Origin of the sequence: Pseudomonas sp. PDM18 (assembly GCF_014852585.1) — a bacterium.
Classification (GTDB): domain Bacteria; phylum Pseudomonadota; class Gammaproteobacteria; order Pseudomonadales; family Pseudomonadaceae; genus Pseudomonas.
The window spans coordinates 1-12,308 of sequence record NZ_JACVBX010000016.1; the positions used below are offsets into that span (position 1 = coordinate 1).

Consider the following 12,308-nt stretch of genomic DNA (forward strand, 5'->3'; position numbering starts at 1 on the left):
TTCATTATCAGCAGGAGTTTGCTGATCGCTACCAAAAACTACGGGACAAGGGGCGGTGCCCGAAGGTCGTATTAGTGGCATGCATGCGCGTACTGATCGTGCGGATCAACGCGATGGTGAGAGACGGCACCGGTTGGAGGACAGGTGCCGTGTGAAGACAGTTGCTCCTACAAAAGCTCGAGGACGATCAGGCCCCGAGGCTCTCGATATCCCGCGCCAGAATCTCCAGCTCATGCGCCAGCGACCCGCGCAGCGTTTCCTCGCTGAGCTGGAACGACGGCGCGCCGCAGGTCAGCGCCATCAGCCCGCCATCGGCCAGGCGCAGCGGGACGCCGGCCGCCCGCACGTTGCGGTCCCAGTCGCCGAGAGACAGGCAGAAGCCATGCTGGCGGAACTCCTCGAAGGACGCTTCCAGCGAGGCACGCATGACCGACCAATCGCCTTCGTGGCGCTCCTGCAGGGCCGACAGCAGGTGCTCGCGCTCCTGCTCCGGGGTCGCAGCAAGGTACGCGCGGCCGGCGGCTGTGGTCGCCAATGGCAGGCGCACGCCGGCGTCCATGCGCAGGGAAGTGGCTTCCGGCGGACGGCAGTTTTCCACGTAGATCATCGACAGCCAGTCGCGGCAGGTCAGGCCTACCGTGGTGTTGGTGCGACGGGCAAAGGCATCCATGTACGGCTTGGCCAGTTGGCGGACGCGCAGGTTGGAAACGTAGGCGTAACCCAGCGCCAGCACGCCGGAATCCAGCTGGTACTTCTCGTGCTGCTGCGAGTAGCAGAGGTAGCCGAGCTGGGTGAGGGTGTAGGTCATGCGCGACACGGTCGCCTTGGGCAGGCCGGTGATCCGCGAGATTTCCTGGTTGCCGAGCACCACCGAGCCGTGGGTGAAGGCGCGCAGCACATCCAGTCCGCGGGCGAGCGCCTCGACGTACTTGCGGTCCTTGGGGTTGCTGCTGTCTTCGACGTCGTCGCTCATGGGGCCTCGGCGGGGGATTGCAGTTACGGCGCCACGCGCGGCGCGGGCGAACGATAGCAGATCGCCCAGTCGCCACGCAGCGGTCCGCGTGTGCTCGTTGCGCCGGGCTAGCCTATCGCATACCATCGATTTCGACACGATGTTTCGCTGTGCAGAACAACAATTCGAATCCAGAGCCACTACAGGCTCGAAAAAGAAACGGAGAAGTCGATGTCTGCTCAACCCTCCGGTCACGTGGCCCGCGAGCTCGCCCGTCACGCCTACCAGAACCTCCACGACTTGCTGCGCGATGCCTGTCTCGAATTCCCCCAGCGCCTGGCGTTCTCCTGCGGCGACAGCCATCTGAGCTTCGCCGAACTGGAGCGCCAGGCCGATGCCTTTGCCCGCTACCTGCGCCACCACGCCGGGCTGCAACCGGGCGACCGCCTGGCACTGATGCTGCCCAATTCCCTGCAGTACCCCATCGCCACGTTCGGCGCGCTGAAGGCTGGCGTGGTGCTGGTGAACACCAACCCGCAATACACCGCCAGCGAACTGCGCCACCAGCTGGCCGACTCCGGCGCCAGCGCCGTGCTGCTGCTCGACCGACTGCTGCCGCTATTGCGCGGCGTGCAGGCGCACAGCGAAGTGCGACAGGTGTTGCTGACGTCCATCGACGACATCGAGCGCCCGCAGTTCGACAGCGACGAGGCCGACTGCACGCGCTTCCAGCAGGCCCTGCGCCTGGGCGCCGAAGCGCCGCCAGTGGACACCGAGCCGGGCCTGGATCGCCTCGCGCTGCTGCAGTACACCGGCGGCACCACGGGCGTCTCCAAGGGCGCGATGCTCAGCCACCGCAGCCTGATTGCCAATGTCATCCAGACCCTGGAGCTGTTCCTGCGCCCCGGCCTGCTGGAGCCAGCCACCGACGTGCGCATCGCGCCGCTGCCGCTCTACCACATCATGGCCTTCGCCACGAACTGCCTGTCCTCGGTGGGCATGGGCCTGCACACGGTGTTCATCCGCGACGGCCGCAACCTCGACGAGATCATTGGCGCGATGCACCGCTATCCCTTCACCCTGATGAGCGGGATCAACACCCTGTTCGTCGGCCTGATGAACCACCCGGATTTCCCCAGCATCGACTTCAGCCACCTGAAGTGGGTGACGTCCGGCGGCGCGCCGCTGAACCGCGAAGTCGGCCGGCGCTGGGAAGCGCTGACCGGCGCACCGGTGCGCGAAGGTTTCGGGCTCACCGAGGCCTCGCCGGTGGTCTCCACAGGCACGCTGCTGAGCCCGTACCGCGAGGGCTACGTCGGCCAGGCGCTGGTGGATACCGAGCTGCGCACCGTGGACGAGGAGGGCAACGACACCGGCCCCGACCAGCCGGGCGAGCTGTGGCTGCGCGGCCCGCAGGTGATGCAGGGCTACTGGCAGCGCCCCGAAGAAAGCGCCCAGGTGCTGACTGCCCACGGCTGGCTGAAGACCGGCGACATCGCCGAGCTGGATGCCGACGGCATGCTGAAGATCGTCGACCGCAAGAAGGACATGATCCTGGTCTCCGGCTTCAACGTGTTCCCCAACGAAGTGGAAGACGCGGTGATGCGCCACCCCGGCGTGCGCGAGTGCGTGGCCATCGGTGTGCCGGACGAACGCAAGGGCGAATCGGTGAAGCTGTTCGTCAGCCTCAAGGACGAGACGCTGGCACCGGCGCAGATCATCGCCCACTGCCGCGAGCACCTCACCGGCTACAAGGTGCCGAGCTTTGTCGAGGTGCTCGACGAGCTGCCCAAGACCAGCGTCGGCAAGCTGTTGCGCCGTCAGCTGCGCGAACTGGAACTGGCCAAAAGGACCACCGTGTGAGCACAACGTCTATGGTTGAAGCAGGTGTGCACGACGAGACCCGCAGCATGACCGAGTCCTTCCACCGTATCGGCGTGATCGGCGCCGGGGCCATGGGCCGCGGCATCGCCCAGCTGTTCGCCACGGCCGGCCTACCGGTGCGCCTGTACGATAGCAACCCGCAGACCGTGGAGCAGGCCCTGGCCTTCAACCGCGAGCTGCTGGAGCGCGCGGTGGCCAAAGGCAAGCTCGCCGCGGACGGCCTCGAAGCGACGATGCAGCGCCTGCTGCCTACCCACAGCCTCGACGAGCTGGCCGACTGTGACCTGCTGATCGAGGCCATCATCGAGGACCTCGGCGCCAAACAGGCGCTGCTCGCCGAGCTGGAAAAACGCGTGGCGCCGGATGCCGTGCTGGCGAGCAATACCTCGTCGCTCTCGGTCACCCACATCGCCGCGCGCTGCCAGCACCCGCAGCGGGTCGCCGGCTTCCACTTCTTCAACCCGGTGACGCTGATGCGCATCGTCGAGGTGGTGCGCGGCCAGCGCACCAGCGAGTCGGTGGTGCGCCGCCTGAGCCGGTTGGCGGAGCAGGCCGGGCACTACCCAGCAGTGTCGCCGGACAGCCCCGGCTTCATCGTCAATCACGCCGGCCGCGCCTTCAGCACCGAAGCCCTGCGCATCCTCGGCGAAGGCATCGCCAGCCCGGCGCAGATCGACCGCATCCTGCGCGACGGCGTGGGCTTTCGCATGGGGCCCTTCGAGCTGCTCGACCTGACCGGCCTGGACGTGTCCCACGCGGTGATGGAGTCGCTCTACCAGCAGTTCTACCAGGACCCGCGCTATACCCCGTCGCCGCTGGCCGCGCAGCGCGTCGCTGGCGGCTTGCTGGGGCGCAAGAGCGGCGAGGGCTTCTACCGCTACCGCGACGGCCAGGCCGTGCGCGAGCCAGAGGAACAGCACGAAACCGTGTTGCTCAATCGCCCGTACTGGCTCGACAGCCAGGACCCGGAGCTGCGCCACCGTGTGGCGGCGATCCTTACCCTGGGCGGCGTGGTGCTGGAGACCGGCGAAGCACCGTCGTCCCGCGCCATCTGCCTGGTCACCCCGCTGGGCGTGGATGCCAGCACGCGCATCGACGCCCTCGGCCTGCCGCCGGAGCGCAGCCTGGCGCTGGAGACCTTCACCGAACTGGACCGCCGCCGCGTGCTGATGCGCCAGCCGGCGCTCGACCCCAAGCTCGAAACCCAGGCGCGCCAGGCGCTGGGCAGCGACGGCGTGCCGGTGGAAGTGATCAACGATTCGCCCGGCTTCATCAGCCAGCGGGTGGTCGCCGGCATCGTCAACCTCGGCGGCGAGATCGCCCAGCGCGGCATCGCCACACCGGTGACGCTGGACCGCGCGGTGCAACTGGCGCTGGGTTATCCCCTGGGCCCGCTGGCCTTCGGCGAACACTACGGCGCGGCGCGCATCCTCACCATCCTCCAGGGCCTGCAGGCCTGCTACGGCGAGGCTCGCTACCGGCCCAGCCCGTGGCTGCGCCGCCGCGTGCAGCTGGATTTGCCGCTGCATAGCCCGGATCGGGCGGAGTGACGTTCTTCAACCTGTAGGACGGGCGCCGGCGCTGGGCGATTCGCGAGCAATAACTAAGCGCTCCCTCGCTCCAAGAGGCCAGCGCGATGCAGCTTTTCGTAGGAGAGAGCTTGCTCGCGAACCCACCCCGGCGAAGTGCTCACCGGAAGCTGACGAACTCCCCAGCCTTCAACTTTTTCAGCGCCGCCTTGCGCTCCGCCGGCGGCAACGCCCCGAGCTTTTCCACCCGCGCGTAGAACGCCGGCCAGTTGCCACCGACCTGGGCGAACAGCGCGGCGAAGGCCGGCACCCACTGGTCGTAGAGGCCGAAGGGCAGCAGCTTGGCATTGTTCAGCGGGCCCTTGACCCAGGCGTCGAAGGGCGCCTTGCCGCCCCAGTCCTCATCGCGCATCCGCGCGTAGTCGCGGCGCAGGCGCTCGAACTCGGCCTGCTTGCCGGCGCGTTTCTCGGCGTCGCTGCGCGGGCTGGCGTAGAGGGTCTGCAGGCGCTCGCGGGTATCGAGCACCAGCTCGGTAAAACGCTTGCGTTGCTCGGCCAGTAACGGCGCTTCGTCCGGCAGACGGCGCGCCTCACGCCAGCGGCGACCGCCCTCGGCCTCGACGAAGGAGGCGTAGGACTCGTTGAACGTCGTATCGCCGGGCAGGTAGAACTTCTGGTGCGCCAGTTCGTGGAAGATCGTCTCGGCCAGGCGCTGGTCGCCCCAGCGCAACATGCCGCTGAGGATCGGGTCGTCGAACCAGCCGAGGGTCGAATAGGCCTCCACGCCGCCGACATAGACGTCCAGCCCCTGTTCCTTGAGGCGTTTGGCCTCCGCCTGCGCCCCCTGGTCGCCGTAGTAGCCGCGGTAAGCCACGCAGCCGGCGATGGGGAAGCAGTGGGTCAGCGGCTGCAGCGACAGCTCCGGCGTGGCGAACACGTTCCACACCACGTTGGGCCGGTGGATGTCGGCATACAGGCGGTAGCTCTGGTTGTCCGGCAGGCCCAGTTCGGCGCTGGCGAAGGCGCGGGCTTCCTGGGACAGCTCAAGACGCTGGCGCAAGGCGGGGTCGCGGGTCGGGTCGGCGACCACTTCGGCCACCGGTTCGCGGGCGGCGAGCAGGCGCAACTGGCCGTCCGCCAGCTGGCCGTAATACCCCACGGTGGAACAACCGCTCAGCGCCCAGATGGCCAGGCAGGGAACCCAGCGGCACAGGCGGCTGTCGAGTGTCGGGATAAGAAGGCGGAAGGGCATGCGCGGAACATAGCACAGGGCCTGGTCCGCCCGCTGCCGCCCCCATCGACCCAGGAGCCAACCCGATGCGCGCCCTTCTCATTCCTGCCGGCCTGCTCGCCCTGAGCGGCTGTTCGCTGCTGATGCCCCAGCCCGATCCGAACCGTGCCTGGGTGGACCTGAACACCAACAGCCAGAGCGACCTGGCCGCCATCGAAGTGGACAGCAAGGAATGGTCGAGCACGCGGTACTTCGAGGTCGACCCCGGCTCTCACGAGCTGCGCGTGCGCTTCCAGTTCCAGGTCGAACCAGTGGACATCGGCCCGGTCGCCGAATCGCTGTGGCGCGATTGCGAAATGACGGTGCAGTACAAGGAATTCAGCGCAGGCCAGCGCTACCGCCTGGAGACCGGCAGCATCGGCTTCCGCCCCTGGGCCAAGCTTTACGACGCCCAGGGCGGCGAAATCGCCCGCGGCCGCGAACGGGGCTGCGCCAAGGCCTGAGCGCGGTATGCTGTGGGATGAGCCCATCCCACGGTAAACCTCCATGCGCCCGCGTCATCTCCCCGGCCTCCTTCCCTTGGGCATCGCCCTGCTCGCCGGCTGTGCCAGCCCGCTGCCGGCCCACGACCCACAGATGGCCTGGGTCGACCTCTACACCACGCCGGGCAAGACGCTGATGGCCGAGCGCCTGGACGGCCAGTCGGTGAACGACGGCCGCTACTACCAGGTGACGCCGGGCCGCCATGAGCTGCTGGTGCGCTTTCAGTACGAAGTCTCCAGCGGCGGCGGCATGGGCCAGATGACCGACCCTTCGGAGCTGACCTGCCGGGTCAAGGTGACCTACGACGACTTCGCCGCCGGCCAGCGCTACCGGCTGGAGCTGCGCCCGCAACTGCGCAGCGCCCTGGCGCTGCTGACGGACGCCGACGGCAAGCTGGTGGCGAAGACGGATTTCCAGGGAGCGGTGCGCTGCGGGCCGTTCTGACGGAAGACTTCCAGGCGCTGGGAGGGCGCATAACGCCTGGGGCGTTATCCGCCGAGCTGGCGGCTAACCCGTGCCGGGTTATGCGCCCTACGTTCTGGGACTCTAGGAGCGTGCAAGGCGTGCTCCTGCGGTCAGACTCCGCGCTCAGCTGTCGTTCTTCTGGTAGATGATCCGCCGCTGTCCGTTGTCGCAGGTGCCGACCACCATGTTCGAGTCCTTCACCTCGGACTTGTCCACGATCTCCAGGGTGTAGGAGGTCACCCCGGCGGCCTGGATCTTGGTCTCGATCTCGGCCTTGAGCTCCTCGCAGGGCTTCACCGCCCCCCAGCTCGCGCCGCTCGCCAGCAGTACCGCCACGCCCATCGCCAGGGCCCACTTCTTCGTCGTCATCACAGTCCCTCGTCATAGCCCCACGGCGGGGCACCCTATCCTAACGGTGGACCGCAACCGCCGGACAGAGTGCCCCGCAGGCTCATTCGAGGCTGGCGTCGAGGGTGATGCGCGCGGTGAGCACCCGCGAGACCGGACAGCCGGCCTTGGCCTTGTCGGCGATAGCCTGGAAGGTCTGCGCGTCGGTGCCCGGCACCTTCGCCTTCAACGTCAGGTGCACAGCGGTGATGGTGAAGCCGTCGGTGAGCTTTTCCAGGCTGACCTCGGCCTTCGTATCGATACTCTCGGCGGTCAGGCCGGCCTCGCCGAGCATCATCGACAGCGCCATGGAAAAGCAGCCAGCGTGAGCCGCACCGATCAGTTCTTCCGGGTTGGTCCCCGGCGCGTCCTCGAAGCGGGTGTTGAAGCCGTAAGGCTGGGACTTGAGCGCACCGCTCTCGGTGGAGATCGTGCCCTTGCCGTCCTTCAGACCGCCCTGCCAGTGGGCCGATGCCGATTTCTTCATGTCGCGTCCTCCGCGTGGGTTGCAGTCAGGACTTTCGAGGCCGGCCCGCACCAGTGGGTTCAGCTTTTTGCAGACCATGAAAAAGGCCGGGCCCCTCGCGGAGCCCGGCCTCGTTTCACATCCAGGCGCTTACTTGGAGTAAACGATTTCCTTGGTGCCGCCTTCGCAGGTGCCGACGACTTGCTTGCCGCCCGAGCTGCCCTTGTCGACGACCTCCAGGCTGTACGAAGCAACGCCCTTGGCCTTGAGCTTCGCATCGATTTCCGACTTCAGCTCTTCGCACGGCTTGCCGGCGGCAAAGACGTTGCCAACCAGGGCGAAGACCCCCACAGCGATCAGGAACTTCTTCATCGGTAACGCTCCCTCGTCTTTCACAGGAAAAGGCCCGAACGGGCCGGAAAAACCGGGCTACCCCGGTACGCACGATCACGCACCCCACCAACATGGCAGCAATGCGTTACAAACAGGATCGAGCCGCGTGCGAGCTAGCTGTTGGCGATGCGGAAGCCGACCTTGATGGTCACCTGGTAGTGCCCCACCGCGCCGTTCTCGATATGCCCGCGGGTGTCCACCACCTCGAACCACTCCAGAAAGTCGATGCTCTTGGCCGCTTCGGCCAGCGCGTTGTTGATCGCATCCTCGATGCTGGTGCGCGAGGAGCCGACCAGCTCGATCTTCTTGTAGGTGTGGTGATTCGACATCGCTTGCTCCCAGGTGCGCCGCACGGCGCGCGGTGAGTGAGTGTCCCAGTTGGACCCTAGTCGATGGGCAGAAGTGCAGCAAATTGCCGGTAGCGGCGAATTGCCGTCTTTTTCCGAAAATGTATAATGCGAAGCATTCTTATTTAATCTTCCAGGGATGGTCCGCGTGGCCGGTTCACTCTCCAGCAAGCTGGGGTTCTTCTTCAGCGATCACCACCGCTGGCTGCTGCAGCACGTGCAGCGCTACCTGGATAACCGCGCCGATAGCGAGGACGCGGCCGCCGAGACGTTCTGCCAGATCCTCTCCGCCAGGGTCGATCCGCAGAGCATCGAACAGCCGCGCGCCTACCTCTCCACCATCGCCCGCCGATTGATCTACGACCGTCACCGGCGGCGACGCCTGGAACGCGCCTATCTGGACTACCTGGCCCTCCAGCCCGAAGCCCTGGAGCCCTCGCCGGAAGACCGCGCCCTCCTGCTGGAAGCCCTGCTGCTGGTGGACCGCACCTTGGACGGCCTGCCGCAGGTGGTGCGCCGCGCCTTCCTGTTCAGCCAGCTCGACGGCCTGGGCTATGCCGAGATCGGTCGGCGCCTGGGCGTCAGCGAACGCACCGTGGGCCGCTACATGAAGCAGGCGCTGCGGCAGATCTACCTCAACGAGCTGGTGCCATGAGCGAAGTGCAGCTGGATACGGCCGCAGAACAGGCCATCGACTGGATGGTGCGGCTGCGCTCGGGCCACGCCGATGCGCGGCTGCAGCGCCAGCTGCAGGCCTGGCTGAACAGCGACCCGGCCCACGCCGATGCCTGGGCGCGCCTGCAGCGCGGCCTCGGGGCGCCCTATGACAACCTGCGGCGCATGCCCGGCGCGGCCGATCTGCTAATGCACCAACATGGCTCGCGGCGCCAGTTGCTGCGCGGCCTGGCCGGCCTCGGCGTGCTCGGCGTGCTCGGCGGCGGCCTGTGGCTGACCGCCAGCAGCACGCCGGTGCGCGACCTGCTCGCCGACCTGCGCACCGGCACCGGCGAGCGGCGCAACTTCACCCTTGAAGACGGCAGCCGCCTGAGCCTGAATGCCGGCAGCTCGGTGGACCTCGCCTTCGACCCGCGCCAGCGCCTGATCCTGCTGCGCCACGGCGAGCTGGTGATCCAGGTGGCCCCGGACGCGGAGCGCCCGCTGATCGTGCGCAGCGCCCAGGGCGAAGTGCGCGCGCTGGGCACGCGCTTCCTGGTCAGCCAGGAGCAGCACGCCACGCGCGTGGTGGTGCTGGAGCACAGCGTCCGCGCCAGCCTGGCCGGGCACAGCGAATCGCGCGAGCTTGGCGAAGGGGAGGCGGCGCTGCTGGCCGCGGACGGCATCCACCCGTTGCGCGAACAGTCCGCCCGCGCTGACTGGCTGAACGGCCGGCTGAGCGTCACCGACGAGCCGCTGGAAGCGGTGATCGAGTCGCTGCGTCCCTACCTGCCGGGCTACGTCCGCGTCGAACCACGCGCCCGCACTCTCCGCGTGCAGGGTGTCTTCCCGCTGGACGAGCCTCACCGCGCACTGGCCGCGCTGGGCGAAACCCTGCCGCTGCAGGTGCGCCGCTTCGGTCCCTGGCTGACCCTGATCAGCCTGCGGGAGCCTTGATGTCTCTACGTGAGAAAAATATTTCGGCAGCGCCTGTCCGGATTTTCCACTTCATCGCACCTAGCTCCTGAATACGAATAATTCTCAGGAGATTGATGTGTCCTCACCCTGGCCCCGCGCCTTCGCCACCGCCTTCGTGCTGGTGGCCAACGCTCCCTCGTTGTTCGCCGCCGAACCCCCGTTGCTGCATTTCGAACTGCCCGCTGCGAGCCTCGCCACCACGCTGAACGCCATCGCCCGGCAGAGCGGCGAGGTGATCTCGCTGGACCCGTCGCTGGTACGCGACCAGCGCGCGCCCGCCGTGCAGGGCGACTTGAGCGTCGCGCAGGCGCTGGAACAGGCCCTGGCTGGCAGCAACCTGCGCCTGAAGGTCACTGCCAGCGGCGCCTACAGCGTCGAAGCCGCGCCGGTCGACGGCGCCGTGGAACTGGACAGCACCACCGTCACCGCTCAGGGCCTGGACGCCACCAGCGAGGGCAGCGGCTCCTACGCCGCGCGCGCCACCACCATCGGCAAGGGCGAACAGAAGCTCAAGGACATTCCCCAGTCGGTCAGCGTGATCACCCGCAAGCAGCTCGACGACCAGAACATCACCGACCTGCGCGATGCGGTGAACCACAGCACCGGCCTGGTCGGCGCCACCGGCATCGGCCCGGGCATGGTGATCTCCTCGCGCGGCTTCCAGATCGACGACTGGCAGTACGACGGCGTGCCGATCCCGCGCAACTTCTACGTGCTGGGCAACTGGGCGGACCAGGACCTGGTGTTCTTCGACCGCGTGGAAATCCTCCGTGGTGCCTCCGGCCTGCTGCAAGGCGCCGGCAGCCCCGGTGGTGCCATCAACCTGGTGCGCAAGCGCGGCCAGCACACGCCGGTCGCCACCTTCACCGGCAAGGCCGGTTCGTGGGATCACTACGGCCTGCAGGCCGATGTCGGCGGCCCGCTGAACGAGGCCGGCACGCTCCGCGGGCGGATGGTCGCCGACCAGAACGACACTCACTCCTTCACCGACTATGTGTGGAGCAAGACCACCTCGCTGTATGGTGCGCTGGACTTCGACCTGAGCCCGGACACCACCGTCGGCATCGGCTTCAGCAACACCGACCTCAACTCCCGGCCGATGGTCCGCGGCCTGCCGCGCTACCCCGACGGCAGCGACATCGGTTTCTCGCGCTCGACCTATTCCGGCGCCACCTGGAATCGCAACGACATCGAGCAGACCACCGTCTACGCCGACCTGACCCATCGCTTCGACGACAACTGGAGCTTCAAGGCCGCCGCCGTGCGCATGCGCGAGCACAACGACTCGACCCACCAGCGCATGCACGGGGAAGTGCAGCCCGATGGCAGCGGGCTGAACTTCGCCGACTGGCTGACCAACTTCGAGTCCACCAAGATCGGCCTGGACATGTACCTCAACGGCCACTTCGAGGCCTTCTCCCTGGAGCAGGAGCTGGTCCTGGGCGGCAACTACTCCAAGTACACCTCGGACGACTTCTATGCGCGGCGCTTCGTCCCCGGCGGCAACATCTTCGACATCGATCACCACCGCCCGAAACCGACCCTGGAAAACATCCTCGCCTCGCCTGGCGGCAACTCCACCAACGCCGCCTACGACGTGCGCCAGAAGGGCCTGTACAGCAGCTGGCGGGTGAAGCTGGCCGAGCCGCTGACGGCAGTGCTCGGTGGGCGGGTGAGCTGGTACGACTACGCCTACAAGCTGCCGGACGATGACTACCAGGACAGCATGACCGAGACCGGCGAGGTCACCCCCTACTTCGGCCTGATCTACGAGCTGACGCCCGAATGGTCGGCCTACGCCAGCTACACCGACGTGTTCGAACCGCAGAGCGCCCGCGATGCGCAGCAGAAAATGCTCGAGCCGGTGATCGGCAGCAACTACGAAGTGGGCCTGAAGGGCGAGCTGCTCGACGGCCGGGTCAACACCTCGCTGGCGGTATTCCGCTACGACCAGAAGAACCGCGCCGTGATCGACGAGGCCTCCGGCTACGCCTGCGACGGCTGGTACTGCTCGAACGCCTCGGGCAAGGTGCGCAGCCAGGGCATCGAAGCCGAGGTCAGCGGCCAAGTCGTGCGCGACCTGCAACTGTTCGCCGGCTACACCTACAACACCACCAAGTTCCTCGACGACCCGGAGAACAAGGGCCGCGTGTTCAGCCAGTGGACGCCCAAGCACATGCTGCGCATGTGGGCCGACTACCAACTGCCGGGCGAACTGAACCGCGTCAGCACCGGCCTCGGCTTCGTCACCCAGAGCCATACCGTGAGCTTCGACCGCGAGTTCGACGTGCCCGGCTTCACCGTCTGGAGCGCACGCCTGGGCTATCGCCTGAGCCAGGAAATCGATCTGGCGGTGAACGCCAACAACCTGTTCGACAAGCGCTACTACCTGCCCGGCTTCGCCGCCGCCGATGGCGCTAACAACTTCGGCGATCCGCGCAACCTGATGTTCAGCGTCAAATACACACCGGAGCTGTGA

The 12,308-nt window shown here is 67.2% G+C and carries 13 protein-coding genes; 7 read left to right on the top strand and 6 right to left on the bottom strand.

Annotated features, from left to right (window positions below; genetic code table 11):
• Positions 1-187 precede the first annotated feature (187 nt).
• Positions 188-973, bottom strand: coding sequence for an IclR family transcriptional regulator (locus IB274_RS25695; protein ID WP_192435638.1), 786 nt, complete (start codon positions 971-973; stop codon positions 188-190).
• A gap of 210 nt (positions 974-1,183) precedes the next feature.
• On the opposite strand from IB274_RS25695, the gene IB274_RS25700 reads away from it, so the two are divergent.
• The gene (locus tag IB274_RS25700; protein ID WP_192435639.1) at positions 1,184-2,815 is read left to right on the top strand and encodes an AMP-binding protein; all 1,632 of its coding nucleotides are present in this window, start codon (positions 1,184-1,186) and stop codon (positions 2,813-2,815) included.
• A 47-nt stretch (positions 2,816-2,862) separates the two neighbouring features.
• Positions 2,863-4,386, top strand: coding sequence for a 3-hydroxyacyl-CoA dehydrogenase (locus IB274_RS25705; protein ID WP_192435736.1), 1,524 nt, complete (start codon positions 2,863-2,865; stop codon positions 4,384-4,386).
• A gap of 139 nt (positions 4,387-4,525) precedes the next feature.
• Here IB274_RS25705 and IB274_RS25710 read toward each other — a convergent pair whose 3' ends face one another.
• On the bottom strand, positions 4,526-5,617 hold the full coding sequence (locus IB274_RS25710; RefSeq protein WP_192435640.1) for an aminopeptidase: 1,092 nt from the start codon (positions 5,615-5,617) through the stop codon (positions 4,526-4,528).
• Between the two features lie 65 nt (positions 5,618-5,682).
• Between IB274_RS25710 and IB274_RS25715 the strand changes: the two genes are divergently transcribed.
• Together IB274_RS25715 and IB274_RS25720 are read left to right on the top strand one after the other, a co-directional pair.
• On the top strand, positions 5,683-6,099 hold the full coding sequence (locus tag IB274_RS25715; RefSeq protein WP_192435641.1) for a hypothetical protein: 417 nt from the start codon (positions 5,683-5,685) through the stop codon (positions 6,097-6,099).
• 43 nt (positions 6,100-6,142) lie between these two features.
• A complete protein-coding gene (locus IB274_RS25720; RefSeq protein ID WP_192435642.1) occupies positions 6,143-6,583 on the top strand; it encodes a hypothetical protein in 441 nt (146 codons plus the stop codon).
• Between the two features lie 144 nt (positions 6,584-6,727).
• On the opposite strand, the gene IB274_RS25725 is transcribed toward IB274_RS25720, so the two are convergent.
• The 4 genes from IB274_RS25725 to IB274_RS25740 form a co-directional block, all read right to left on the bottom strand.
• A complete protein-coding gene (locus tag IB274_RS25725; protein WP_412548452.1) occupies positions 6,728-6,946 on the bottom strand; it encodes a DUF1161 domain-containing protein in 219 nt (72 codons plus the stop codon).
• A 109-nt stretch (positions 6,947-7,055) separates the two neighbouring features.
• On the bottom strand, positions 7,056-7,478 hold the full coding sequence (locus IB274_RS25730; protein ID WP_192435644.1) for an OsmC family protein: 423 nt from the start codon (positions 7,476-7,478) through the stop codon (positions 7,056-7,058).
• Between the two features lie 129 nt (positions 7,479-7,607).
• Positions 7,608-7,829, bottom strand: coding sequence for a DUF1161 domain-containing protein (locus tag IB274_RS25735; protein WP_192435645.1), 222 nt, complete (start codon positions 7,827-7,829; stop codon positions 7,608-7,610).
• Positions 7,830-7,963: 134 nt separating this feature from the next.
• Positions 7,964-8,179, bottom strand: coding sequence for a dodecin (locus tag IB274_RS25740; protein ID WP_017518905.1), 216 nt, complete (start codon positions 8,177-8,179; stop codon positions 7,964-7,966).
• Between the two features lie 166 nt (positions 8,180-8,345).
• Here IB274_RS25740 and IB274_RS25745 point away from each other — a divergent pair, with 166 nt between their 5' ends.
• The 3 genes from IB274_RS25745 to IB274_RS25755 all read left to right on the top strand — a co-directional run bounded on the left by IB274_RS25745 (position 8,346) and on the right by IB274_RS25755 (position 12,308).
• Positions 8,346-8,852 carry a sigma-70 family RNA polymerase sigma factor gene (locus IB274_RS25745; protein ID WP_401087595.1) on the top strand — a complete coding sequence of 169 codons (507 nt, stop codon included), beginning with the start codon at positions 8,346-8,348 and terminating at the stop codon, positions 8,850-8,852.
• A complete protein-coding gene (locus tag IB274_RS25750) occupies positions 8,849-9,808 on the top strand; it encodes a FecR family protein (RefSeq protein WP_192435647.1) in 960 nt (319 codons plus the stop codon). Before IB274_RS25745 ends, IB274_RS25750 begins: the two co-directional genes overlap by 4 nt.
• A 97-nt stretch (positions 9,809-9,905) precedes the next feature.
• Positions 9,906-12,308, top strand: coding sequence for a TonB-dependent siderophore receptor (locus tag IB274_RS25755; RefSeq protein ID WP_192435648.1), 2,403 nt, complete (start codon positions 9,906-9,908; stop codon positions 12,306-12,308).

Excerpts from the sequence above, each read along its gene's own strand:
- IB274_RS25695 (WP_192435638.1), bottom strand. The coding sequence starts at position 973 with ATGAGCGACGACGTCGAAGACAGCAGCAACCCCAAGGACCGCAAGTAC.
- IB274_RS25700 (WP_192435639.1), top strand. The coding sequence starts at position 1,184 with ATGTCTGCTCAACCCTCCGGTCACGTGGCCCGCGAGCTCGCCCGTCAC.
- IB274_RS25705 (WP_192435736.1), top strand. The coding sequence starts at position 2,863 with ATGACCGAGTCCTTCCACCGTATCGGCGTGATCGGCGCCGGGGCCATG.
- IB274_RS25710 (WP_192435640.1), bottom strand. The coding sequence starts at position 5,617 with ATGCCCTTCCGCCTTCTTATCCCGACACTCGACAGCCGCCTGTGCCGC.
- IB274_RS25715 (WP_192435641.1), top strand. The coding sequence starts at position 5,683 with ATGCGCGCCCTTCTCATTCCTGCCGGCCTGCTCGCCCTGAGCGGCTGT.
- IB274_RS25720 (WP_192435642.1), top strand. The coding sequence starts at position 6,143 with ATGCGCCCGCGTCATCTCCCCGGCCTCCTTCCCTTGGGCATCGCCCTG.
- IB274_RS25725 (WP_412548452.1), bottom strand. The coding sequence starts at position 6,946 with ATGGGCGTGGCGGTACTGCTGGCGAGCGGCGCGAGCTGGGGGGCGGTG.
- IB274_RS25730 (WP_192435644.1), bottom strand. The coding sequence starts at position 7,478 with ATGAAGAAATCGGCATCGGCCCACTGGCAGGGCGGTCTGAAGGACGGC.
- IB274_RS25735 (WP_192435645.1), bottom strand. The coding sequence starts at position 7,829 with ATGAAGAAGTTCCTGATCGCTGTGGGGGTCTTCGCCCTGGTTGGCAAC.
- IB274_RS25740 (WP_017518905.1), bottom strand. The coding sequence starts at position 8,179 with ATGTCGAATCACCACACCTACAAGAAGATCGAGCTGGTCGGCTCCTCG.
- IB274_RS25750 (WP_192435647.1), top strand. The coding sequence starts at position 8,849 with ATGAGCGAAGTGCAGCTGGATACGGCCGCAGAACAGGCCATCGACTGG.